The organism is Nocardia sp. NPDC058244 (assembly GCF_042882065.1).
GTDB lineage: Bacteria > Actinomycetota > Actinomycetes > Mycobacteriales > Mycobacteriaceae > Nocardia.
Genome location: NZ_JBHVWX010000002.1, coordinates 457,439 through 481,803, shown reverse-complemented (window position 1 = coordinate 481,803; position 24,365 = coordinate 457,439). Strand labels below are relative to the sequence as shown.

The following is a 24,365-nucleotide window of genomic DNA, read 5'->3' as shown; positions in this document are numbered from 1 at the left end:
TGTGAGGTACGTCAGCCCATCCGTGCGACGAGGGTTCGCACGATCTCGGCGGTGACCTCGTCGCGCCAGATCTGGAAGTGCGCGGGGCTGTCCAGGCCGCCGACCGAGGAGTCGCCGCTGACCGCGAACGCGAAATTCCCCCGATGACAGGCCACGGTGGATTCGATGATCTTGCCGTAGGTGCATTCGGTGGCACCCCACTCCGGAGCCACCGGGTCACCGGTGAAGCGCTTCATATCGGCGTAGTAGGCGGCGACGGCGGATTCCTCGCCGACCGAGGAGAACATGACGGTGATCTTGGCGTTGCCCGAGGACGCGGGCAGATCCGGCAGGTCGAAGGTGAACTGACACCCGCCCTGGGCGATATTGCGCACCGATTCGTCGAGCAGCTGCACGGTCTGCGGCGCGCGTTTCAGGTTGGTGGCCTGCGGCAGGATCGCGGTGATCTCGGCGTCGGTGAGAACGGCGCAGGCATCGGGCCAATTGTCGACGGTGGCGGGCAGCGTCACCGTGATGGGCACGGCGGCCGGGGCCGCCGCGCCGAATTCGATCTTGGGCGGGCCGACCGGACCGCACCCGGACACCACCGCCGCCGCTATCGCGATCGAGCCGAGCACGCGCAGATTCACCAGAAATCCCCCCGCTAACACCGAGATTCGAACAGACGGTCGTTATTGTCGGCTGAACCCGACCCAGACGCAACGCGCGTTCTGGTCGTTCCAACAGTTCACAATCATTCGTCGAACATATTGGGTAATCCCCGAGCGTAGCGATCGGCGTCGATCACCCGCAGCGGCTCGAGTTCGGGCGTGCGGCGCAGCCGGAAAGTGCGGCAGCGCTGGGCCGATGAGCCGGCGACGTCGAGCAGTGCGTTGACCGCGGCGCGCGCCGATTCGTTGGCGCCCTCCATCGTCGCCAGGTCGACATCGGTGCGCACGTAATCGCCTGCCAGGAACAGATTCTCGATCGATCCGTGCGCTTCCGGCCGCGCGTCCCACGAGCCCGCGGTATTGATGAGCAACGGATCGGCATTCGCGTTCCGGCTGCCCTGCCAGGTGATCCCCGGATCGAGAAACCAGGAATGGACGTCGGCCGGGCGGAGCAGTTGTTCGCGGTCGTTGAGGTGCGCGGCGAGCTGGGCCCAGACCTCGCGGAAGATCTCCTCGTGCGTGCATTCCACGGCGGGCTTGCCGTACAGCATGCCCGGCGTATTCCAATCGGAGATGTCGACCGAGAGACAGTCGGCCACCGAGCCGTCGCCGAACGAATTCAGCTTGTGCGTCCACAGCTGGTTCTGGCTGATCGAGGTGAGCGACCACGGGGAATCGACGAACGCCGTGTGCCCGCGCGAAATATGCAGTGGGGAGCGGAAATAGATCTGGATGCCGTTCATCCAGTCGACGAACAGGCGATCCGTCGCCGCCAGTTCCGGCGCGAGTTCGAACACCTGCGGCGACCAGAGTTTGCGCGCCTGTTCGACCGGCAGCGCGGTGACGAAATAGTCCGCCTCGACGGTGCGGGCGCCGGTGGCGTCGGTGATCCGCGCGGCGCCGATGCGCCTGTCGCGCACCACGAGTTCCTCGACGCGCGCGCCGAGTTCGAAGCGCACGCCGAGTCCGCGCAGGTGCTGCACCCACGGGTCGATCCAGGCGATATTGGTGGCGTTGTTCAGCACCCGGTCCAGGCCGCCGTCGTTGCCCAGACCGAGCGGATTGCCGAGGAACTGCTCGCCCATGCTGCCGATGGTGCGGGTGCTGGCCAGATTCTCCTTGGCCGCGACCATGATGCTGGTGAGCGAACGGGACACGATCGCGCGGAACTCGTGCGAGCGCTCGTGCCCGTGCACGAAGTCATACCAGGAGGTGTGCTCCCACTGGCCGAAGCGGCGGGCCTCGCAACTGCTGTTGAACACCAGCAGCCGGTTGGCGAAGTAGCCGACCTCCGCGGGCGGCATCTTCGTCATCGTCGACAGGGTGGCGGCCAGGGTCTCCCTGATCGCGTCCGGATGGGTGTTCGGGTTGGTGAAGCCGTCGGGCAGGGCGAGCAGGATGTCGTCGGTGTCGCGGCGGGAGAACCTGGCCTCGGGCACGGTGAGCAGGTTGCTCCACACGCCGTCGGCATTGCCCGCGACGGGAATCCGGCGCATGGTGTCGGGCAGGTTCTGATAGAAGCCGGGGAAGAAGCGGAAGCCGTGCTCACCGGGCAGATCGGGCCTGCCGTCGCGGCCGGTACCGGGGACCGGCACGCTGCGCGCCTTGCCGCCGAAGGCCCTGGCCTCGTAGACGGTCACCTCGAAACCGCGTTCGGCCAGCTCGTGCGCGGCCGTCAGCCCGGCGACGCCGCCGCCGAGGACCGCGACCCGGCGGCCGGGAGGCGCGCCCAGCGCGACACCCGACGCGCCCGCCACGGCTCCTGCCGATACCACCCCAGCTGCGACTGTGCCGCGGAGAAAAGTCCTCCGCGAGACGGGCCACCGTTGCGCCATATGCTGTTCAGCTGCCTTGCTCGAGTATTGCCTGCGATTTGCTACCACTCTAGAGCGCGGCGAAGACCTGGCTGTTGCGACCTGCACGTCGTTCGCCCGAGCTCGAAACCGACCGGTCGCGCGGAAAACGCATCGCGCGATCGGTCACATGCTAGCCAGAGCCTTCGCGATTGTGCGCTGAATTGGACGTTAGACCTGCACCAGGCCGCGGTCGGGCACCGGGTCCGGTTGCGGTCGCGGCTGCCGGGTGGTCGTCGCGGCGAAGGCGCCGGCGATCACGATCGCGCCGCCGACGAGTGAGGCCACCGACGGCCGCTCGTCCAGGGCCACCCAGGCCGCGGCGATCCCGGCGACCGGCACGAGCAGCGACAACGGCGCCACCGTGCCCGCTGGATAGCGGCTCATCAGATACGTCCACAGGCCCGATCCGCACACTGTCGCGAGGAGGGCGATGTAGGCGAGCGCGGCCAGCGCGGGGAGCCCGGCGGTGGACGAGACCGCCGCGCCGAGCGCGCGGAAACCGGTGTCAGGCCCCTCGACAGCCAGCGACAGCGCCAGCAGCGGGAGCGGCGGGATCACCGACATCCACAGCGTCAGATGCAGCGGATCGAAGCCGGGGGAGTCGGCGCCGGCCTGGCGCGCGCCGATATTGCCGAACGCCCACCCCAGGCCGCCCGCCAGCGTCAGCAGGACCGGGAGCAGCGTGGCATCGGCCAGCCGATCGGCGCCGATGACGACCATGCCGAGCACGGCGACCGCCAGACCCGCGACCTGCACCGGCCGCAGGCGCTCGCGCAGCAGGACGGCCCCGAGCACCACCGTGAACGGCGCGGACGACTGGAGCACCAGCGAGGCGAGTCCGGTGGGCATGCCGGTGCGCATCGCGGTGAACAGGAAGGCGAACTGCAGGATGCCGAACCCGGTGCCGTAGAGCAGCAGCCAGCGGGTACGCACGGCGGGACGCGGAATGAAGACGAGCACGGGGATCGCGATCACGGCGAACCGCAGCGCGGCGAAGAAGAACGGCGGGAAGTGGTCGAGGCCGATCCGGATGGCCAGGAAGTTCAGGCCCCAGAGCACGACGACGGTCAGTCCGAGCAGGCGGTCGCGGGTGGTCACGCCCTAATCGTGCGGTTGGCGAAGCATCAGGACAATCGAATAAAAGTGGATCAATAAAGTAGATTTTCTTCATGTTTTCCATCGACCGACTGCGGATTCTGCGCGAGCTGGCCGATCGCGGCACGGTCGCCGCGGTCGCCGAGGCGCTGTCGATGACGCCGTCGGCGGTCTCCCAGCAACTGAAGGTGCTCGCCAGGGAAGCCGGCGTCGCGTTGCTCGAGCCGGACGGGCGCCGGGTGCGGCTCACCGACGCCGGACAGGCGCTGGTGCTGCGGGCCGATGACGTGCTCGCCGCGATGGAGCGGGCGACCGCCGAGATGGCGCACTACCGCGGCTCGCCGCGCGGGCAGGTCAGGGTGGCGTCGTTCCCGTCCGGCGCCGCGCTGCTGCTGCCGCCGGTGCTCACCGCGCTGTCCGGCAGCGGCGTAGAGCTCGTCGCGGGCGACGAGGACCTGCCGCCGTCGGCGGCACCCAAGCTGCTGGCCGACTACGACGTCGTGCTCACCCATCGCGACGAACGCGCGCCATCGCCCGCCGGTCCCCGGCTCTCGGCGCGGGTGCTGATGCGGGAACCGATCGACGTCGTCGTCGCCGCGACGCACCCGCTGGCGGGCAGGCCCGCGGTCCGCCCGGAGGAGCTGGCCGACGAGGTGTGGGTGAGCGTGCGCGGCGGATTCCCCGTCGACGACGTGCTCGAATCGATCGCCACCATCACCGGGGTGCGGCCGCGGATCGCGCAGCGGCTCAACGAGTTCCGGGTGATCGAAACGCTGGTGGCCTCGGGTTACGGTGTCGCGCTGATGCCACGCTTCGCGGTCGCGCATCCCGGGCTGTCGGTGCTGCGACTGGCCGGCGTGCGCGCGGCGCGGGTGTACGAACTCCTCACCCGGCCGCAGGCGCACCGGCGCCCCGCCATCGCCGCGGTGCTCGACGCCTTCGAGGCCGCGGCCCGCGACGTCAGCGCGCGCTGACCGGCGCGCACAGCCGCTCGACCAGCGCGCGCAGGATGCCGATGTTGGGGATGTCGGCGACCGCGGTCGAGTCCAGCTCGAACCACCTGCCCTCGACGGCGATCTCGGCATGCCCCGACACCGTTCGCAGGCCCTGGACCCGGTGCCACGGCACGCTCTTGTTGCGCGTGCCGATCTCGGTGCCGGTCAGCCAGATGCCGCCGAAGTCGAGGCGGTGTCCGGCGTGGACGGCCGCGAGCGCCCGTGGCAGCTGGGCCGCCGTGACGGCCTGCTGGATCCAGTCGCCCCACTGCTCGGCATCGGCGAACGAGCTGTCGAGCACGAAGTGCCGACCGGCGAGATCGGTGAGCGTGTAGGTGGCGACGGTGCTGACCGGCCCGCCGTCGGCACGCGTGCGGACGATCTTCCGCAGCACCGTCGTCGAGTCGAACCGCGCGACGCCGATATGCCCGCCCAGCACCGCGACCAGGCCGTGGTCGTAGACGGCGAGCCGGTTACCCGCGGTCTCCCGCTCGTGCCACCACGCCTGCGCCGTGCTCAGGACGAACGCGAAGACGGCGCCGAGCGCGGTCAGCCCGGTGATCCAGGCGATCCCGGCCTGCTCGATGACGAAGGCCAGGGCCGTGACCGCGAGCGCGACACCCGCCACGACGCCGATCACGCGAATCCGGCTCCACGCCATCACCGTCGGTGCGTACGCCGCCCGGTGCTGACCCAGCCCGGCTCCGGCCGCCACATCCGCGATCTGGCGCGCGGCATCGACCTCGGACACGTTCCCCCCCGGTTGATCCGGCTACGTCAGTACTGCCCCGGCTGGTACTGCTGGCCCTGGTAGGACTGCCCCGGCGGCGCGAACTGCTGGCCCTGCTGCTGCCCGTGGTAGCCGAAATCGTCGGCGACCATGGCGGCCAGTTCGAGCAGCGCCCGCCTGGTCGGCTTGCTGACCAGCTCGAGGTCGATCTCGGCGCCCTCGGCCAGGTGATCGTCGAACGGGACGATCTGCACGGCCCGGGTGCGGTCGAGGAACAGCTTGCGCAGCTGGTCCAGGTCGACCGTCGAGGCGCCGCGGCGCGAGGCGTTCACGACGACGACGGTCCGCTCGACGAGCTTGCTGTAGCCGTGGTGGTCGAGCCAGTCCAGCGTCGCCGACGCGCTGCGCGCACCGTCGATCGCGGGTGAGGTGACCAGCACCAGCGAGCTCGCCATGTCCAGCACGCCCGACATCGCCGAGTGCATCAGACCGGTGCCGCAGTCGGTCAGGATGATGTTGTAGAACGACTGCAGGATGCCGATCGCCTTGCGGTAATCGGCCTCGCTGAAGGCCTCCGACACGGCCGGGTCCTGCTCGGAGGCGAGCACTTCCAGCCGGCTCGGGGCCTGCGAGGTGTGCGCGCGCACGTCCGAGTAGCGGGTGATGTTCTGGTCCTCGAGCAGGTTGCGCACCGTCGAGCGGGTCTGGCGCGGCACCCGGTGGGCGAGGGTGCCCAGGTCGGGGTTGGCGTCGATCGCGATGACGCGGTCACCGCGCTGCGAGGCGAAGGTGGAACCGAGACCGACCGTGGTGGTGGTCTTGCCGACGCCACCCTTGAGCGAGAGGATCGCGATCCGATAGTCGCCGCGGACCGGCTGGTTGACCCGCTCGGCGAGGTCGCGATGGACGACGTCGGCCGCCGACTCACCCGGGTTGATCATGCCGCCGGAGGCCTTGTGCACAGCGCGGCGCCACCCGCTGCGCGGCGCCTTGCGGGCCCGCTTGAGCAGGTTCAGGTCGTTGACCGAATGGCCCGGCTGACCAGGTGCGGGCACGTGCTGCGGCTGGAACGGCTGATGCTGCTGCGCCGGTCCGCCCTGCCACTGCGGCTGTCCGGGCGGCGGGCCGAGCGGACCCGGCTGGCCGGGCACCTGACCGGGCGGCATGCCACCCGGCATCGGCGGCTGGTACATCGGCGGCGGCGGGGGCGCCCAGCTGTAGATGGGTTCGGACTGCTGGCCCTGCGGCGGCTGCTGCTCCTGCCCGGGGAACTGCGGCTGCTCGGGCGCGCCAGGATACGGCCCGGGAGCGCCGGGGTACGGCTGCTCACCGGTGGCCTGCGGACCGGGCCACGGCTGCTCGGCGCCGGGCACCGGCTGACCGGGCCACGGCTGTTCGGCGCCCGGCACGGGCTGACCCGGCCACGGCTGCTGCTCGGGGCCGTTCACGACGGGATGCGCGCCGCCGCTCTGGTACGGATCGGGCGCGCCCGGATACTGGTTCGGCGCGAACGGGCCCGGCACGAAGCCACCGGGCTGGAACACCGTCTGCTCGGCGAGCCCGGCGTGCGGCTCGGCCGCGGCGGCCTCGGCGGGCTGCGGCTCGGCGGCGTCGTCGGCCTGCTCGGCGGTGGCGGCCGTCGGCTCGAGGTCGTCGTCGGTGGCCGTCTGCACCCCGGCGGATCCGGACGCAGCGTCGGCCGTCTCAGCCGACGGACTCTGCAGCCAGGGCGGAGACGTCGGATTATGGTCGTTGTTGGTCACAGTTCCCCCACTTTGCCCGATGAACGAGCAGGAAGCTCGGCGCTGAATGTGCACCAAAACGCTAGCACGGTGCTAATTTCCGCGCGCCGGGGGCGGCCGCCCGGAGAACCGCTCCGGCCCGGCAAGCGCGCAGCTCAACCGGTAGATCCGCACCGAAGCCGACCGGTCGGGCCCGAGTTGTCCACAGCCCTTCCGGCCCTGTGCACAACCGGCGAAGGCCGGGCCCGCGCATCGCGGACCCGGCCTTCGCGGTGTCGAACTAGCGCGCGGCGGCGCGGTTGACCGCCGAGACGACGGCGCGCAGCGACGCGGTGGTGATCGAGGTGGCGATGCCGACGCCCCACACGACCTTGTCGCCGATCGCGACCTCGACGTAGGCGGCGGCCTGCGCGTCGTCACCGGCGGACATGGCGTGCTCGCTGTAGTCGAGCACCCGCACGTCGAAGCCGACGGTGGCGATCGCGTCGACGAACGCGGCCAGCGGGCCGTTGCCGGACCCGGTGATCTCCTGCTCGACGCCGTCGACCTTGACCGTGGCGACGATGGTGTCGACGCCGCCGTCGGTCTCCGACGCGGTCACCTTCTGGCGCATCCGCTCCAGCGGCAGGATCGGGTTCAGGTACTCGGTGGCGAAGACGTCCCACATCTCCTTGGGCGTGACCTCGCCGCCCTCACCGTCGGTGATCGCCTGGATCGCCTGCGAGAACTCGATCTGCAGCCGGCGCGGCAGCACCAGGCCGTGATCGGTCTTCATGATGTAGGCGACGCCGCCCTTGCCGGACTGCGAGTTCACCCGGATGACGGCTTCGTAGGTGCGGCCGACGTCCTTCGGGTCGATCGGCAGGTACGGGACCTCCCAGGTGATGTCGGCGACGTCGGCGTTCTGCGCGTCGGCGGTGGCCTTCATCGCGTCCAGGCCCTTGTTGATGGCGTCCTGGTGGCTGCCGGAGAAGGCGGTGTAGACCAGGTCGCCGCCGTACGGGTGGCGCTCGGCCACGGCCAGCTGGTTGCAGTACTCCACCGTGCGACGAACCTCGTCGATGTCGGAGAAGTTGATCTGCGGGTCGATGCCGCGGGAGAACATGTTCATGCCCAGCGTCACCAGGCAGACGTTGCCGGTGCGCTCGCCGTTGCCGAACAGGCAGCCCTCGATGCGGTCGGCGCCGGCCTGGTAACCCAGCTCGGCGGCCGCGACGGCGGTGCCGCGGTCGTTGTGCGGGTGCAGCGACAGCACGATCGAATCGCGGCGGGCAAGGTTGCGGTGCATCCACTCGATCGAGTCGGCGTACACGTTCGGGGTGGCCATCTCGACGGTGGCGGGCAGGTTGATGATCAGCGGCTTGGCCGGGGTCGGCGCGATGATCGCCGAGACCGCGTCGCAGACCTCACGGGCGTAGTCCAGCTCGGTGCCGGTGTAGGACTCCGGGCTGTACTCGTAGCGCCACTCGGTGTCGGGGTAGCGCTGCTCGATCTCCAGGCACAGGGTGGCGGCGTCGGTGGCGATCTTCTTCACCGCGTCGCGCTCGGCGCGGAAGACCACGCGACGCTGCAGGATCGAGGTGGAGTTGTAGAAGTGCACGATGACGTTCGGCGCGCCGTTGCAGGCCTCGAAGGTGCGCTCGATCAGCTCGGGGCGGCACTGGGTCAGCACCTGGATGGTGACGTCGGCGGGGATCGCGCCGTCCTCGATTATCTCGCGGACGAAGTCGAAATCGGTCTGGCTGGCGGCCGGGAAGCCGACCTCGATCTCCTTGTAGCCCATCCGGACGAGCAGGTCGAACATGCGGCGCTTGCGGGCCGGGCTCATCGGGTCGATGAGCGCCTGGTTGCCGTCACGCAGGTCGACGGCGCACCACGCGGGGGCGCGATCGATGATCTTGTCGGGCCAGGTGCGGTCGGGCACCGAGATGGGCTCGACCTCTTCGGCGAAGGGCCGGTACCGGAACGACGGCATCGACGAGTTCTTCTGGTGGTTCCAGGCGGGCTGGTCGGCCGGTGCGGGTTTGCCGGGGGCCGTGATGGTGCGCGAAGCGGATACGAATGCGTCAGCCGAGGACATGCAAGTTTCTCCGTGGATGTGAGTGGATTCCCTGGTGGGAGCGGGTCGACCGGCGCGTTGGAACCCCGCGACGGGAGCCGGTCCGTATCAGAACCCGTCGCGGCGGCCGAGAAGAAGTGCCCGCTGCATGATCCTTCGAGCTTACCGCGTGCCCTACCCCGCTGGTAAGCGGCCTGGGGAAACCGGCCGGTAGTAAGCGAGCGGTACGGTTTTCTGCGAATCGCACGCTTGTACGGACCATCGCGTCCGACGAGACGTCACAAAGGAACTCGGATGACCTGGTTACAGCAAGTGGCCGTGCTCGCGGCGGGCATCGCCGCGGGCGGCATCAACACGATCGTCGGCTCCGGCACGCTCATCACCTTCCCCACCCTGCTTGCCTTCGGTTTGCCGCCGGTGACGGCGAACGTGTCGAACACGATCGGTCTGGTCCCCGGCTCGGTCAGCGGGGTGATCGGCTACCGGCGCGAACTGGAAGGACAGCGGTCGCGACTGCTGCAGCTGGGCACCGCCTCGCTGCTCGGCGGCATCACCGGCGCGATCCTGCTGCTCGTCATGCCCGCGGAGGCCTTCAAGGCGATCGTGCCGGTGCTGATCATCGCCGCGCTGATCCTCGTGGTCGTGCAGCCCCGGCTGGCGGCCTGGGTGAAGCGGCGCAGGGCCGACGGTGACGCGGCCACCCCCGCGCACGGCGGCCCGATCCTGCTGGTCGCGGTGTTCGGCACCGGCATCTACGGCGGCTACTTCGGCGCCGCCCAGGGCGTGCTGCTGCTCGGCCTGCTCGGGGTGTTCGTGCACGAGGACATCCAGCGGCTCAACGCGGTGAAGAACGTGCTGGCGCTGATCGTCAACGCGGTGTCGGCGGTGATCTTCATCCTGATCGCCGAGGTGAACTGGCAGGCCGTCGCGCTGATCGCGGTCGGTTCGATCATCGGCGGCCAGCTGGGCGCGAAGGTGGGCCGCAGGCTCTCGCCGAACGTCTTGCGCGCGGTGATCGTCGTCGTCGGCACGATCGCGGTGATCCGGCTGCTGACGTCCGGGTGAGCGGGGGCCGCGTCATGCGGCCCGCCCGGTGGTTGTGACTACCACCAAAGGCCCCTCGGTTGAACACCATTGGCGTTTCACACGGGGTATCCTGCGCTCGGCCATGCGTGATGAGGGAGGTGGCCTGGTGCACAGACGTGCCTTCTTCAAGGCGGCGGGACTGGCGACGATCGCCGGTGCCGTGGGGACGACGCTGACGACCACGGCCGCCGCGGCCGATCCGCGCGAGGCGATGTTCCGTACCTGGGTACCGGAGATCTTCGAGCCCATCCCCGACGCGCCGGCGCACACCGAGGCCATCGTCATCGGTTCCGGCTTCGGTGCCGCCGTCACCGCACTGCGGCTGGCCCAGGCCGGGATCGCCAACACCGTGCTCGAGCGCGGTTCGCGCTGGCCCAACGACCCGTGGCGGGAGATCTTCACCGGCGACGACCTGCCCGACGGCCGCGGCTTCTGGCACCGCACCAGCTTCACCGGCGTCACCAAGGTGCCGATGAGCTTCGGCAAGTTCGGCGGCGTCCTCGATGTCACCGAGTACCCGGGGATCGACGTGTGGCGCGCGGCCGCGGTCGGCGGCGGCTCGGTGATCTTCACCGGCGCGATGGTGGCGCCCGAGCGCAAGCTGTTCGACCACGTCTTCGGTGGCGTCGTCGACTACGGCGAGCTCGAGCGCGTCTACTACCCGCGGGTGCGTGAGATGCTGCGGCTGGACCCGATGCCCGCCGACATCTACCAGTCCGCGCCGTTCGCGCACTCACGCGCGTGGGACGACCAGGTCCGCGCCGCGGGCTATCAGCCGGTGGCCAACGATTCGATCTTCACCTGGGACGTGCTGCGCAGCGAGCTGGCGGGCAATTCCCGCGCCTCGGCCACCGCCGCCCGCTCCAACCTGGGCAATTCCAACGGCGCGAAGTTCGACCTGAACCAGAACTACCTGCGCTACGCCAGGGAGACCGGCAGGTCGCAGGTGTACCCGGGCCACCGCGTCGACGCCATCGCCCAGGAGGCGAGCGGCAAGTTCGTGGTCACGGTGACGAAACTGGCCCCGACCGGTCAGCACCTCGGCACCCGCACGCTGACCTGCGACAAGCTGTTCCTCGGCGCTGGTTCCGTCGGCACCTCCGAATTGCTGGTCCGGGCCCAGGCCACCGGCGCGCTGCCCAACCTCAACGAGCACGTCGGCGACGGCTGGGGCACCAACGGTGACGTGGTGCTGGCCCGCGGCGCGAGCGCGGTGGCGGGCCAGGGGCAGGGCGTGCCGAGCGCGAGCCGCGTCTTCGACGCGTCCGGCGTCCCGCTGACGCTGGAGAACTGGTACATCCCCGGCATTCCGTTCGAGACCGGCGCGCTCGCGTCGCTCGGCATGGTGCTCGACTCGACCAGGGCCCGCTTCGGCTACCACGGCGGCGGTGTCGGGCTGAGCTGGTCGGCGGGCGCGCAGAACGCCGTCGTCGACGCGGCGCGCGCGGTCGATCACCGGATCGCCGAACGCGCGGGCGCGGTCGCCGAGTACGGCGCGCTCGGCTACGACGCGAACGCCCAGTTCACCGCGCATCCGCTGGGCGGCGCGGTGCTCGGCAAGGCGACCGACGCGTTCGGCCGCGTGCACGGGCACCCCGGCCTCTACGTGATGGACGGCGCGGCGATCCCCGGCAGCACCGCCACGGTCAACCCCTCGCTCACGATCACCGCGCTGGCCGAACGCAATATCGCGGCCGTCATCGGCGCCGGTCGCTGACACTCGCGCGGACGGTCGCGCGCAATGTGACCGATCCGCGCCGATTCGGCCGTACGCTCGGCAAGGACGATGGCGTTCGAAGGGAGTACCGAGGTGGCCTCACCGGGCATCGAGCGGATCGAGGCATTGCCGGACGTGCGCTCCAAGACGCCGTCGCTGAAGACCGATCTGTTCATGCTGGTGCTGGCCATCATCTCGGTCGGGCTGGTCGTGTGGGTCACCTTCTTCCCGGTCTCCGGGACGACTTATCACGCGATCGTGGTCACCGACTGGACGATCTGCGGCATCTTCCTGATCGAGTTCCTGTGGCGGTGGCGCCGGGCGGGCTGGCCGTGGAGCTTCCCGTTCATCTACTGGTACGAAGTGCTCGGCATGATCCCGGTGACCAGCCCGATCTTCCGCGGCTTCCGGCTGCTGCGGATCGTGGTGATCCTGATCCGGCTCGGCCGGGTCGCCGATCGCGCGCTGGGCGAGCGGGTCACCGCGACGGTGGTGAACCGGTTCGTCGGCACCATCGTCGACGTGATCAAGCGCCCGATGACGATCGCGATCCTCGACGAGGTCTCCAAGGTCCTGCGGGCAGGCCACTACACCAAGAACATCGCCGCGGCGCTGGAGGAGAACCACGCCGAGGTCGACCAGATGATCGTCGACCTGATCAAGAACGACCCGGCGACCAGCAAGCTGCGCTATCTCCCGTTCCACGACGACATCATCCGGCTCGTCGCCGACACCGTGTACCGGATGCTGCGCCAGCTGCTCGACGATCCGCGCACCGACGAACTGGTCGCCGACATGCTGCGGGAGAACCTCGATCAGATCAACGACGCGGTGCGCGCCGGCATCAACGTGCCGCCGTCGCACCGCGGGGCGACGCCCGCCGAGCACGGCGTGCGGCACCACCTCGATCAGGTCAAGCGTGCCTGATCTCGTCGCGCGGGGTCGCGTAGCGCACGGTCTCGAAGATCACCAGCAGGGCCAGCACCGCGCAGAGCAGCGTCAGCGCGGCGAGCGCCGGTAGCTTCGTCGCCACCGGGACGAGCGCGACCAGGATCACCGCGGTGACCACGCGGGGGAGCGAGATCGACTTGGTCGCATAGTATTTCGCCGCGATCACGCCGAGCAGGAACAGGGCGGGCCCGACGTAGAGCGCGATCAGCGGAATCCCGTGCAGCGCGTCGGTGAGCTTGTGGTGCGAGGCGTCGCCGACGTAGTACAGCACCTTCTTCAGCCCGAGCGAGAGCGCGATGACACCGGCGATCATCGGGAAATGCCCGTAGGTGTAGCTGCGCTGGGCGATCTTGATCTGGTGTGCGCCGCGGGAATGCGCGAAGGCGTGCTCGATCGAGATCGCCGCGACGTCGAAGTACAGCCACCACAGCAGGCCCGACACCGCGAGCCCGAGCATCGAACCGAGCGCGATCGGCCACGAGATCGGCAGACCCGCGACCCCGATGCCGATCGAGACGATGGACTCGCCGAGCGCGATGATGACGATCAGCCCGTACCGCTCGGCGAAATGCGAGGCCGAGTTGATCCGCCAATCGCTGCCCGCGAACCAGGTCCAGAGCATGTCGCCGGCGATCGCGCCCAGCCACAGCAGGATCTGGGTGAGGCCGTCGGTCATGGCGGCGACGACGAGCAGGCTGGTGCCGAGGGTGATCGAGCCGATCGCCCAGCGCAGCAACTGCCCGCGCAGCTGGGAGTCCTCGGCGCTGATCACCCAGAAGATCGAGACGTGCACCAGCCGGACCACGAGGTAGGCGATGGCGAAGACCAGCGGGCCGAACCAGCCGCCGCTCAGGTCGTCGAACGCCTCGGGGATGGTCAGTGCCGCGATGAACGCGCCGCCCATCGCGACGAACATCGCGACCCGGGCGATGCCCTCGTCGGCCCTGACCACATTGCCCAGCCAGGAGTAGGCGATCCACAGCCACCACATCAGCGCGAGCACCAGTCCGGCGCGGACCACGTTGGCCGCGGTCGGATCGTCGGCGGCCAGCGCGGTGACCATGGTGAACGCGAAGACGATCACGAGGTCGAAGAACAGTTCGAGCTGGGTCACCGAGGCGCCTTCGGCCACCTGCTGGAACCGAACCCGTCGAGTACCGATCATGCGCACATCGTCGCACCCGGCGTCGTCGTCCGCGCGGAACGGACGGAGCTTTCGCCGTCGGCGCAACCGCTAGCCGACGCCGTATCGCTCGATCTCGGGATACCGCTCGGCGAAGTCGATGAAGTTCGCGACGACCTCGTCACTCACCTTGCGCAGGGTGCGCTTGAACAGGATGCCGGGGATGGGCAGCGGCAGCTGGATCTCGACGTGGTAGTCGATCTCGATGCCCTCGGGGGTCTCGAGCAGGTCGAACGAGCCGCTGCCCTTGGACCCGCGGCTGCTGTCGACGACCTCCCAGGACACCCGGTTGTGTTCCCAGAAGAACTCGAGGACCTGTGAGTCGGAGTTGCCCATGAAGGTCGCTGTGACGAAGACCCGGCGCGGCCTGCCGTCGGCGTCGCGGGGGCCGACGCGAACGTCGCTGTAGGTCGTCGACCACTCGGCCAGCAGGTCGACGGCGAGCAACGCATCCATGATCTGGCCGACGGGAGCATCGACGGTGAATCGGATGTCGATCTTCGAGCGCATCTTGCCTGTCCTCCGAAACCCCCGCTGTGTTCGCGCCCGATTGTGCACAGTTGTACCAGTGATCGTCAACACGTCTATGGTCTGGACAAATGACCGGGTCAGGGGCGTATTGCCCGCTCGACGGCGGTTTCGATCAGTTCCATGCTCTGTTGCTCGGTGAAGATTCCGGGCAGTGTGAGGTGTTCGACAATGAGCCAATTCAGGGCCAGATACAGCAGGAGCACCGAGGCTTCGTCGCCCGGCTGGCCGGACGCCAGGTGGTTGCGGACATTGAAATCGAGGTCGGCCCTGACCCGCTCGGTGAGCACTTCGCGCAGCTCCGGACGCCGGGTCGCCTCCAGCCGCAATTCGAGGAGGGCGAGGTAGGCGGTGCGGTGCGATTCGAGCCGTCCGACCACCTCCTTCATCAGCGCGGTGATGTTCTCGACCGTCTTGGGTCCCTCGCTGACCAGCGCCATCGTCTCCTCGGTCGGCTGGACCACCTCGTAGAACCGGGTGCCTGCCTGGGTGAGCAGCTCGTCGCGGCTGGTGAAGTAGTTGGACGCGGTGCCGACGGGCACCCCGGCCTGCTTGTCCACCGCGCGGAAGGTGAGGCCGCGCGCGCCCTCACCTGCCAGCACCTCGATCGCCGCGTCCAGCAGCGCCTGCCGTCGTTCGGGATTAGTTCGCACTTGACACCACTCCGTCTGTAGTACTACGTTCAAACCACTTCATTCAGAGTACAACAATTTAGGCGGTACCCATGCGAAAGCTTGTCTACTACATCGGTGTCTCGCTCGACGGCTACATCGCAGGTCCCGGCGGTGAGGTGGACTTCTATCCGACGCCGCAGAACTACATGGAATGGATGACGGCCGAGTTCCCCGATTCGATTCCGACCCATATCCGCCCGCACATCGGGATGGACCCCGAGCTGCCCGCCGTCAAGTGGGACACGGTGCTGATGGGTCGCGGCACCTACATCCTCCCGGGCGAGCACGTCGAGAGCCCGTTCTCGCACCTGAAGCAGTACGTCGTCTCGTCCTCGCTGGACCAGGCCGATCACCCCGGCGTCGAGATCTTCGCCGGCGATCCGGCCGAGCTGGTGCGCGAGCTCAAGCGAGGGGAGGGCGGCGACATCTGGCTGTGCGGCGGCGGGAACCTGGCCGGTCAGCTCATCGGCGAGATCGACGAGATGGTCGTCAAGAGCTACCCGGTCATCGCGGGCGACGGAGTACACGCGTTCACCGGCGTCTTCCAACCGACATCCTTCACGCCGGTGCAGCGCAAGGAATTCGACAACGGCACGCAGGTCACCTGGTTCACCCGGGCCTGATTTCCGCGGTTATCCACAGGTGACGAGCCTGTGTCGTTTTCCACAGGCTGGGGAGGTAGCGGCAAATCCGGTGGACCTGGGCCGGTAGTCTAGGTCGCTGATACCAAGCCTGACTGTCGATCGTGAAGGACCTAGCCGTGGCTCTCGTTGTTCAGAAGTACGGAGGATCCTCGGTGGCCACCGCCGAGCGGATCCGGCGCGTCGCTGAACGGATCGTGGAGACCAAGAAGCAGGGCCACGACGTCGTCGTGGTCTGCTCGGCCATGGGCGACACGACCGACGAACTCCTCGATCTCGCGGAGCAGGTGGCCCCCGCGCCGCCTGCTCGCGAGATGGACATGCTGCTCACCTCCGGCGAGCGCATCTCGAACGCGCTGGTGGCCATGGCGATTCATTCGCTCGGCGCCGAAGCACGCTCGTTCACCGGATCCCAAGCCGGCGTGATCACCACCGGCGCGCACGGCAACGCCAAGATCATCGACGTCACCCCGGGCCGCCTGCAGGAGGCGCTGGCCGAGGGACAGATCGTGCTGGTCGCCGGTTTCCAGGGCGTCAGCCAGGACAGCAAGGACGTCACCACGCTGGGCCGCGGCGGTTCCGACACCACCGCCGTCGCCCTGGCCGCGGCGCTGAAAGCCGATGTCTGCGAGATCTACACCGACGTGGACGGCATCTTCAGCGCCGACCCGCGCATCGTCGGCGACGCGCAGAAGCTCGACAAGATCTCCTACGAGGAGATGCTCGAGATGGCCGCCTGCGGCTCGAAGGTGCTCATGCTGCGCTGCGTGGAGTACGCGCGCCGCTACAACGTTCCCGTTCATGTCCGGTCGTCCTACACCGACAAGATCGGCACCACTGTTTTCGGATCGATGGAGGACATTCCCGTGGAGCAGGCAATCCTGACCGGCGTCGCGCACGACCGCAGCGAGGCCAAGGTGACCGTCGTCGCCCTGCCGGACGAGCCGGGCTACGCGGCCAAGGTGTTCCGCGCGGTCGCCGACGCCGAGATCAACATCGACATGGTGCTGCAGAACATCTCCAAGGTCGACACGGGCAAGACCGACATCACCTTCACCCTGCCCAAGACCGACGGCGCCCGCGCGGTCGAGATGCTCACCAAGCGGCAGGACGAGATCGGCTTCGCGCAGGTCCTCTACGACGACCACATCGGCAAGGTCTCCCTGGTCGGCGCGGGCATGAAGTCGCACCCGGGCGTCACCGCCACCTTCTGTGAGGCGCTCGCCAACGCGGGCGTGAACATCGACCTGATCTCCACCTCGGAGATCCGGATCTCGGTGCTCGTGCGCGACACCGAACTCGACGAGGCCGTGCAGGTCCTGCACAAGGCCTTCGATCTCGGCGGCGAAGAGGCCGCCGTCGTCCACGGCGGAACGGGGCGTTAAGCGATGGGTGTACGGGTAGGAGTCGTCGGCGCGACCGGTCAGGTCGGCGCCGTCATGCGCAAGCTGCTGGAAGAGCGCAACTTCCCGGCCGACGAGGTGCGGTTCTTCGCGTCCGCGCGCTCGGCCGGCAAGACGCTGCCGTGGCGCGGCGGCGAGATCGTCGTCGAGGACACCGAGACCGCCGATCCGTCGGGTCTGGACATCGCGCTGTTCTCGGCCGGTGCCACCATGTCCCGCGTGCAGGCCCCGCGCTTCGCCGCGGCGGGTGTCACCGTGATCGACAACTCCTCGGCCTGGCGCAAGGATCCCGATGTGCCGCTGGTCGTCTCGGAGGTCAACCCCGAGGCCACGCGCAACCTGCCCAAGGGCATCATCGCGAACCCGAACTGCACCACCATGGCCGCGATGCCGGTGCTCAAGCCGCTGCACGACGTGGCGGGCCTGCAGCGCCTGATCGTGTCGAGCTACCAGGCCGTGTCCGGGAGTGGCCTGGCCGGTGTCGAGGAGCTCGCCACGCAGATCCGCGCGGTGGCCGCCGACGCCGAGAAGCTGGTCCACGACGGCAGCGCCGTGGAGTTCCCCGCGCCGAACAAGTACGTCGCCCCGATCGCGTTCGACGTGATCCCGCTGGCAGGCGCGCTGGTCGACGACGGCTCCGGCGAGACCGACGAGGACCAGAAGCTGCGCAACGAGAGCCGCAAGATTCTCGGCCTGCCCGACCTGCTGGTCAGCGGCACCTGTGTGCGCGTGCCGGTCTTCACCGGTCACTCGCTGTCGATCAATGCCGAATTCGCCGAACCGCTTTCGGTGCTGCAGGCGCAGGAACTGCTGGCCAAGGCGCCGGGCGTGCGCCTGGTCGACGTGCCGACCCCGCTGGCCGCCGCGGGCCAGGACGACTCGCTGGTCGGCCGCCTCCGCCAGGATCCGGGCGTCCCGAACGGCCGCGGCCTCGCGCTGTTCATCTCCGGCGACAACCTGCGTAAGGGCGCCGCGCTCAACACCATTCAGATCGCGGAAGTCCTCCTGAACAACCGCTGAGCATCGCCGTCGAACGGGCCTGACCACCGATACCGGTGGGCAGGCCCGTTTTTCGTGCTCAGGACTCGACCCGGCGCAGTCCGTCCAGGATGACCGCGAAGGTCAGCTGCCGCTGCCGATCGTCGGCTTCGCGAGTGGCGCCGAATCCGGCCTTCAGGATGAGCATCAGGTCGTCGACATCGATATCGGACCTGATCGCGCCGTCCCGCTGCGCGCGCCGCAGCAGCGTGCCGATGGCGCCGGCCAGGTCGGCCGCCGCGCCGAGCGTGGCCAGCCGATCCGAGCCGACCGCGTCGGCGAGATCGCGCTTCACACCGTTCTCCCGGCCGAGAAATGCCAGGAATTCGAAGAACGCCGCCCCGGCATCGTCGGCCTCGGACAGTTCCCGCGCATAGGCCGCGGCGCGTTCGACCCGGTCGATGATCGCGGCAGTGAACAGCGCTTCCTTGGTCGGGAAGTGCCGGTACACGGTGCCGGCGCCGACGCCGGCGCGGCGCGCGATCTCGTCGATCGGTACCGAAAGTCCTTCAGCGGCAAAGGCTTCCTGTGCCGCAGTGAGGACCAGCGCGCGATTGCGGCGGGCGTCGGCGCGCAGCGGGCGTGGTTCGTCGGGCACGGTGGCGATTCTAGCGACGACCGTTGACAACCGGGGCGCTGGTTCCGGATGATAAGCGGGTCCATCGTTCCGGTTATGAAGGATGCTCCGATGACCGAAAGCCCGGTCCAGCTCGTCGAGCGGTTGATGACCGTTCTCCCCGCCCGCGACGCGACGGCCTTCACCGCCGAATTCGCCGACGACGCCGTCTTCGAGATGCCGTTCGCGCCGCCGGGCGTGCCCGGCCGCATCGTCGGCCGCACGGCGATCCGCGATGCCCTCCGGCAGGGCTGGGCGGCCACCTCGGCGGTCCAGGTGCACGCCGTCCATCCGCAGATCTATGCCACCGACGACCCCGAGGTCGTGGTGGTGGAGACCGAGGTGGAGGTGACCCGTCCGGGTGCGGAACGTGTCCGGGTCCGCTCCGCGATCAACGTGATCCGGGTGCGCGCGGGTGAGGTGGTGCTGTACCGCGACTACCTGGACTCGTCCCGTTTCCGGCATCCCGGCAACAGTGGCGCCGAGGGGGACTCGCGATCCTGACCTAGCGCCGGATCCCGGGGGTGCGTGGATCGTCGCCGAGGCAGACCAGCACCGCGCATCCCGGCGGAATGCTCGCGAACGGCGCGGCCAGCGGCTGGTTCAGGCACTCGAAGACGGTGCAGCCCGGATAGGCGCCGGGGCCGATGCCGAAGACCGCGAGCAGGATGTTGGCGTCGATCAGCCGCGCCGGATCGAACTCCACCGGCGGCTCGACGTACGGTTCGGCGACCGGCGTCGGCGCATCGGTGAACGCCGCGAACAGCCGGCGGAAGAACTCGTGCGGCAGTTCCTCGGGATGCGCGATCACCCCGCTCGCGCCGTAGGCGGTCTCGTTGCCGAACGCGCCGGTCCACATGACCATCAGGTCGAGACCGGGCAGGAAGAAGACGTTCTGCAAGGCGAGCCCCGACATGAAGAAGCCGTCGGCGGGCAGGAAATCGGGCGACTCCGCGCAGTCGGCGCCCACCCAGAACAGGTAGCCGTAGCAGTGATTCTGCGGTGACGGGGTGCGGGCCGCACGCAGGTAGTCGGCCGAGATCACCCGGTGCGCGCCCCAGCGGCCGTCGTTGGCGACGAGCAGGCCGATCTTGGCGAGATCATTGGGCGGCAGCAGCAGGTGGGCGTAGCCGTAGGTGTGCCCGGACCGGTCCCGCGCCCAGTAGTAGTCCGAGCGGGGGATGCCGAGCGGGTCGAACAGCTCGCGCTGCGCGAACTGCTGCAGCGGTTCGCCGACGGCCAGCTCGATCACCCACGACAGCAGGTCGACATTGCGCTGGCTGTAGCTGAACGTGGTGCCCGGCGGGTTGGTCAGCTCCACCGCCAGTGCCTGGATCGCGCTGTTCGGGTCGACCGGGATCACCGCGGTGATGCCTTCGGTGAGCACGCCGACCTTCATCCCCGAGGTCTCGGTGAGCAGGTTCTCCACCGTGATCGACCGGTGCAGCGCGTCGCCGAGGCCGCCCGGCAGATAGCGGTCGATCGGGGCGCCGATCTCGAGTTTGCCCTGATCGGAAGCGATTCCGGCGAGCAGCGACACCACCGACTTGGTGACGCTCCAGATGTTCCACGCCACGTCACCGGTCTCGTCGTTGCGCGGGCCCTCCCCGACGAGGCAGTTGTGCCGGAACACCTGGACATTGAGCCGGTTACGGGTGTCGGCGAAGCGCAGGGCCTCGTCGAGCTTGGCCGGGTCGAGTCCGACCTGTTCCGGACGGGCGCGTTCGAGGTCGCGTGCGGAGGTCACCGCGCACGTCTTCGGGGTGGTGGGGGCGGCCACCGCGGGTGGGGCGACCAGTGTCGCCGAAGCCAGTGCAGCCACGATCGTTCCCGCGAAAAATCCCCTGATCAGCCCCATACGGCCGAGACTAGCCCGCGCCGCCGTCCGTAACCCGTATAGCGGGGCCGCCCGATCCCCTAATCGCGGGCATGTTCATCTACCCGTAAAGCCCCGAACCAGATAGATCGTCGCGCCGACGGCCAGCACCCCGAGGCCGGCGAGCACCGATCCGATCGGCAGCGCGAACCCGACGACGACGCAGCCCAGCGCCCCGAGCACCGGCACCCAGCGCGGCGGTCTGCCCTCGGCCGTGGTCAGCGTGGCCGCCGACAGATTGGCGATCAGGTAGTAGGTGAGCACCGCGAACGAGGAGAACCCGATCGCCGCCCGCAGGTCCACCGTCGCCGCCAGCACCGCGACGACGGCGCCCACCGCCAGCTCGGCCCGATGCGGCACCGCGTAGCGCGGATGCACCGCGGCGAGCGGACGCGGCAGATGCCCGTCGCGCGCCATCGCCAGCGTGGTCCGCGAGACACCGAGGATCAGCGCCATCAGCGACCCGGCCGCCGCGAGCACCGCCCCGGCCCGCACCACTGGCACCAGCCACCCCGCCCCGGCCGCCTCGACGACCCGCGCCAGCGGATCACCAGCCGCCGCGAGCCCGCCGGACCCGAGGGTGAGCAGCGCGGCCACCGCGACCAGCGCGTACACCACCAGTGCCCCCGCCAGCGCGAGCATGATCGCCCGCGGAATCGTGCGGGCCGGGTCGCGCACCTCCTCGCCGAGCGTGGCGATCCGCGCGTAGCCTGCGAACGCGAAGAACAGCAGACCCGCCGCCTGCAACACGCCGTACGCCCCGATCTCCGCGTCGAGAACCGTTGCCGCCGAATGATCCCCACCGATCCCCACCACGACCACCGCCGCCAGCACCGCCAGCACCAGCCCCACGATCACCCGCGTCGCCAGCGCCGACTTCTGCACGCCCACATAGTTGATCGCGGTCACCACGACCACCACCCCCACCGCCACCCCGTGCGCCTGCGCGGGCCACGCGTAACTCCCCACGGTCAACGCCATCGCCGCGCACGACGCCGTCTTCCCGACCACGAACCCCCACCCCGCCAGGTATCCCCAGAACTCCCCGAGCCGCTCCCGCCCGTACACATACGTCCCACCCGAGACCGGATACACCGCCGCCAGCCGCGCCGACGACATCGCATTGCAATACGCCACCACCGCCGCCACCCCCAACGCCACCAGCAACCACGACCCGGCCACCCCCGCCGCGGGCCCCAATGCCGCGAACACCCCGGCCCCCACCATCGCCCCCAGCCCGATCACCACCGAGTCCCGCACACCCAGCTCACGTCGCAACGGCAGATCGGAAGTCATGCGCTCATCGTCGAACATCACCCGGCGTCCCGCGACCGGACGCGGCCGGAGACGGCAAACGCCGCCAGGTCGATGAGGGAGACCTGGCGGCGTTCGAGTCGAAGGGCCGCCGCATGGACGGCCCGTCAGGGTGTCGACGCCCCACAAGCGCCTCTCGGCGAGTGGTCGCTCGTAGCGACAAAGGGGTGAGGCCCGGGGCTGTTCGGGCGCCGACAGTGGTGTTCAACCAAGGCTCCCTTCGAGCTATTCCGCGCCTCGGATGTGATCCGCGCAACGGCTGCTTGATTGACTCGTTTTCTTGACTTATTCCAGAAAATGGGCAGAGTGGATGGTGTGCACACCGAGGAGATGGACGCTTGCCGACTGTTGCGCGAGGCCGGGTTGCGGGTGACCGCGCCCCGGATCGCGGTGCTGGACGCTGTTGCCGCGCTGCCGCATTCGGATGCGGAGACGATCGCGACGGCCGCCAGGGCGCGGTTGGGCGCGGTGTCGACGCAGGCCGTGTACGACGTGCTCAGCGCCTGCGTGCGAGTGGGAATCCTGCGGCGGATCGAGCCCGCGGGCTCGCCTGCCCGGTTCGAGACCAGGACCGGGGATAATCATCATCACCTGGTGTGCCGAAGTTGTGGGCTGGTCGTCGACACCGATTGTGTGACCGGCGCCCCGCCCTGTCTGCAGCCCGCGGACGATCACGGTTTCGCGATCGATGAGGCCGAGGTCGTCTTCTGGGGGTTGTGCCCCGACTGTCGAAACCAGGAGGCCGCGAAATGACCAAGCCGACCACGACGAACACCGGCAATGCCGTCGAGAGCGACGACGAATCGCTGACCGCCGGAACCCAGGGACCGGTGCTGCTGCACGACCACTACCTGATCGAGAAGCTGGCCCAGTTCAACCGCGAGCGGGTGCCGGAGCGCATCGTGCACGCCAAGGGGTCCGGTGCCTACGGTGAGCTGGTGGTGACCGGCGATGTCAGCCGCTACACCAAGGCCAAGCTGTTCCAGCCGGGCGCGCGCACCGAATCGCTGGTGCGGTTCTCGACCGTGGCCGGGGAGCAGGGCAGCCCGGACACCTGGCGCGACCCGCGCGGGTTCGCGGTGAAGTTCTACACCGAGGACGGCAACTACGACCTCGTCGGCAACAACACCCCGATCTTCTTCATCAAGGACGCGATGAAGTTCCCCGACTTCATCCGCTCGCAGAAGCGGCTGCCGGGCAGCGGCCTGCGTGACCACAACATGCAGTGGGACTTCTGGACGCTGCGCCCGGAGTCGGCGCACCAGGTGACCTGGCTGATGGGTGACCGCGGCCTGCCCAGGACCTATCGCCACATGGACGGCTTCGGCTCGCACACCTACCAGTGGATCAACGCCGAGGGCGAGCGGTTCTGGGTGAAGTACCACTTCAAGACCGACCAGGGCATCGAGTTCCTCACCCAGGCCGAGGCCGACACCCTCGCCGGTTCCGATCCCGACTACCACCGCCAGGACCTCTGGGAGGCGATCGAGCGCGGCGAGTTCCCGAGCTGGACGCTGAAGGTGCAGATCATGCCGGTCGCCGAGGCCGAGGGCTACCGGTTCAATCCGTTCGACCTGACCAAGGTGTGGTCGCAGCGGGACTACCCGCTGATCGAGGTCGGCACCTGGACGCTGAACCGCAATCCGGGCAACTTCTTCGTCGACATCGAGCAGGCCGCCTTCGAGCCGTCCAACATCGTCCCCGGCATCGGTTTCTCGCCGGACAAGATGCTGCTCGGCCGGGTCTTCGCCTACGCCGACGCGCACCGCTACCGCATCGGCACCAACTACGCGCAGCTGCCGCCGAACCAGGCCAAGGCCGCCGAGGTGAACTCCTACTCGAAGGAGGGCGCCATGCGGTACCAGTACAACCCGGCCGACGTGCCGGTCTACGCGCCGAACTCGTTCGGCGGGCCGCACGCCGACCCGGCCGCGGCGGGCGACGGCGGGCTGTGGGAATTCGATCCGTCGATGGTGCGGGCAGGCTATGTCGAGCACGCCGAGGACGGCGACTTCACCCAGGCGGGCACGCTGGTGCGCGAGGTCCTCGACGAGGCGGCGCGTGAGCGCTTGGCCGACAATATCGTCGGGCACGTGCTCGCCGGTGTCAGCGAACCGGTACTGAGTCGAGTATTCGAGTACTGGCGCAATGTCGACGCCGATCTGGGCAAGCGCGTCGAGGAAGGGGTGCGGGCAGGCCGGGAGGGCTGAT

The 24,365-nt window shown here is 69.0% G+C and carries 22 protein-coding genes; 10 read left to right on the top strand and 12 right to left on the bottom strand.

The features are described 5' to 3' along the window. Positions 1-11: 11 nt before the first annotated feature. From ACFVW6_RS08475 to ACFVW6_RS08465, 3 genes are all read right to left on the bottom strand, one after another. Entirely contained in the window at positions 12-629 is a 618-nt protein-coding gene (locus ACFVW6_RS08475) for a hypothetical protein (RefSeq protein ID WP_378824925.1), read from the bottom strand. A gap of 104 nt (positions 630-733) precedes the next feature. Beyond that, entirely contained in the window at positions 734-2,485 is a 1,752-nt protein-coding gene (locus ACFVW6_RS08470; protein WP_378824927.1) for an FAD-dependent oxidoreductase, read from the bottom strand. Positions 2,486-2,674: 189 nt separating this feature from the next. Continuing rightward, positions 2,675-3,604 (bottom strand): EamA family transporter, encoded by a 930-nt coding sequence (locus tag ACFVW6_RS08465; protein ID WP_378824930.1) that lies wholly within the window; start codon positions 3,602-3,604, stop codon positions 2,675-2,677. A gap of 71 nt (positions 3,605-3,675) precedes the next feature. Here ACFVW6_RS08465 and ACFVW6_RS08460 point away from each other — a divergent pair, with 71 nt between their 5' ends. Beyond that, positions 3,676-4,575, top strand: a complete 900-nt coding sequence (locus ACFVW6_RS08460; RefSeq protein WP_378824932.1) for a LysR family transcriptional regulator — start codon at positions 3,676-3,678, stop codon at positions 4,573-4,575. Here ACFVW6_RS08460 and ACFVW6_RS08455 read toward each other — a convergent pair. From ACFVW6_RS08455 to leuA, 3 genes are all read right to left on the bottom strand, one after another. Beyond that, a complete protein-coding gene (locus ACFVW6_RS08455; RefSeq protein WP_378824934.1) occupies positions 4,562-5,347 on the bottom strand; it encodes a DUF6585 family protein in 786 nt (261 codons plus the stop codon). The two genes, ACFVW6_RS08460 and ACFVW6_RS08455, sit on opposite strands and share 14 nt — an antisense overlap. 26 nt (positions 5,348-5,373) lie before the next feature. Next, positions 5,374-6,999, bottom strand: a complete 1,626-nt coding sequence (locus ACFVW6_RS08450; RefSeq protein WP_378824936.1) for a MinD/ParA family protein — start codon at positions 6,997-6,999, stop codon at positions 5,374-5,376. Positions 7,000-7,348: 349 nt separating this feature from the next. After that, positions 7,349-9,148 carry a 2-isopropylmalate synthase gene (gene leuA, locus ACFVW6_RS08445; RefSeq protein ID WP_355280961.1) on the bottom strand — a complete coding sequence of 600 codons (1,800 nt, stop codon included), beginning with the start codon at positions 9,146-9,148 and terminating at the stop codon, positions 7,349-7,351. Between the two features lie 273 nt (positions 9,149-9,421). Here leuA and ACFVW6_RS08440 point away from each other — a divergent pair, with 273 nt between their 5' ends. The 3 genes from ACFVW6_RS08440 to ACFVW6_RS08430 all read left to right on the top strand — a co-directional run bounded on the left by ACFVW6_RS08440 (position 9,422) and on the right by ACFVW6_RS08430 (position 12,857). Next, positions 9,422-10,192, top strand: a complete 771-nt coding sequence (locus ACFVW6_RS08440) for a sulfite exporter TauE/SafE family protein (RefSeq protein ID WP_355280959.1) — start codon at positions 9,422-9,424, stop codon at positions 10,190-10,192. Positions 10,193-10,295: 103 nt separating this feature from the next. Beyond that, entirely contained in the window at positions 10,296-11,930 is a 1,635-nt protein-coding gene (locus tag ACFVW6_RS08435; RefSeq protein ID WP_378824939.1) for a GMC oxidoreductase, read from the top strand. A 69-nt stretch (positions 11,931-11,999) separates the two neighbouring features. After that, positions 12,000-12,857, top strand: a complete 858-nt coding sequence (locus ACFVW6_RS08430; protein ID WP_378824941.1) for an ion transporter — start codon at positions 12,000-12,002, stop codon at positions 12,855-12,857. On the opposite strand, the gene ACFVW6_RS08425 is transcribed toward ACFVW6_RS08430, so the two are convergent. The 3 genes from ACFVW6_RS08425 to ACFVW6_RS08415 form a co-directional block, all read right to left on the bottom strand. Next, positions 12,844-14,046, bottom strand: a complete 1,203-nt coding sequence (locus ACFVW6_RS08425) for a low temperature requirement protein A (RefSeq protein WP_365009780.1) — start codon at positions 14,044-14,046, stop codon at positions 12,844-12,846. The genes ACFVW6_RS08430 and ACFVW6_RS08425 overlap by 14 nt on opposite strands. A 69-nt stretch (positions 14,047-14,115) precedes the next feature. Continuing rightward, positions 14,116-14,574, bottom strand: a complete 459-nt coding sequence (locus ACFVW6_RS08420; protein WP_378824944.1) for an SRPBCC family protein — start codon at positions 14,572-14,574, stop codon at positions 14,116-14,118. Between the two features lie 98 nt (positions 14,575-14,672). Beyond that, positions 14,673-15,245 (bottom strand): TetR family transcriptional regulator, encoded by a 573-nt coding sequence (locus tag ACFVW6_RS08415; RefSeq protein WP_355280951.1) that lies wholly within the window; start codon positions 15,243-15,245, stop codon positions 14,673-14,675. 71 nt (positions 15,246-15,316) lie between these two features. Here ACFVW6_RS08415 and ACFVW6_RS08410 point away from each other — a divergent pair, with 71 nt between their 5' ends. From ACFVW6_RS08410 to ACFVW6_RS08400, 3 genes are all read left to right on the top strand, one after another. After that, complete coding sequence (locus tag ACFVW6_RS08410) at positions 15,317-15,889, top strand: dihydrofolate reductase family protein (RefSeq protein ID WP_378824946.1); 573 nt, start codon at positions 15,317-15,319, stop codon at positions 15,887-15,889. A 137-nt stretch (positions 15,890-16,026) separates the two neighbouring features. Beyond that, positions 16,027-17,292, top strand: coding sequence for an aspartate kinase (locus tag ACFVW6_RS08405; protein ID WP_218716967.1), 1,266 nt, complete (start codon positions 16,027-16,029; stop codon positions 17,290-17,292). Between the two features lie 3 nt (positions 17,293-17,295). Beyond that, a complete protein-coding gene (locus tag ACFVW6_RS08400; RefSeq protein WP_378824950.1) occupies positions 17,296-18,330 on the top strand; it encodes an aspartate-semialdehyde dehydrogenase in 1,035 nt (344 codons plus the stop codon). Positions 18,331-18,388: 58 nt separating this feature from the next. Here the strand turns inward: ACFVW6_RS08400 and ACFVW6_RS08395 are convergent, their stop codons facing one another. After that, positions 18,389-18,946: a TetR/AcrR family transcriptional regulator gene (locus ACFVW6_RS08395; protein ID WP_378824952.1), complete on the bottom strand. Its 558-nt coding sequence runs from the start codon at positions 18,944-18,946 to the stop codon at positions 18,389-18,391. Positions 18,947-19,036: 90 nt separating this feature from the next. Between ACFVW6_RS08395 and ACFVW6_RS08390 the strand changes: the two genes are divergently transcribed. Beyond that, positions 19,037-19,468, top strand: coding sequence for a nuclear transport factor 2 family protein (locus tag ACFVW6_RS08390; protein ID WP_378824954.1), 432 nt, complete (start codon positions 19,037-19,039; stop codon positions 19,466-19,468). Between the two features lies 1 nt (position 19,469). Here the strand turns inward: ACFVW6_RS08390 and ACFVW6_RS08385 are convergent, their stop codons facing one another. Then, positions 19,470-20,777 (bottom strand): serine hydrolase domain-containing protein, encoded by a 1,308-nt coding sequence (locus ACFVW6_RS08385; protein ID WP_378825697.1) that lies wholly within the window; start codon positions 20,775-20,777, stop codon positions 19,470-19,472. 120 nt (positions 20,778-20,897) lie between these two features. Then, on the bottom strand, positions 20,898-22,136 hold the full coding sequence (locus ACFVW6_RS08380; protein ID WP_378824956.1) for an APC family permease: 1,239 nt from the start codon (positions 22,134-22,136) through the stop codon (positions 20,898-20,900). Positions 22,137-22,484: 348 nt separating this feature from the next. Between ACFVW6_RS08380 and ACFVW6_RS08375 the strand changes: the two genes are divergently transcribed. Both ACFVW6_RS08375 and ACFVW6_RS08370 read left to right on the top strand, forming a co-directional pair. Further along, a complete protein-coding gene (locus ACFVW6_RS08375) occupies positions 22,485-22,907 on the top strand; it encodes a Fur family transcriptional regulator (protein WP_357346603.1) in 423 nt (140 codons plus the stop codon). Then, a complete protein-coding gene (locus ACFVW6_RS08370) occupies positions 22,904-24,364 on the top strand; it encodes a catalase (protein ID WP_378824958.1) in 1,461 nt (486 codons plus the stop codon). The genes ACFVW6_RS08375 and ACFVW6_RS08370 overlap by 4 nt, the downstream gene beginning before the upstream one ends. The last annotated feature ends 1 nt before the right edge of the window (position 24,365 follow it).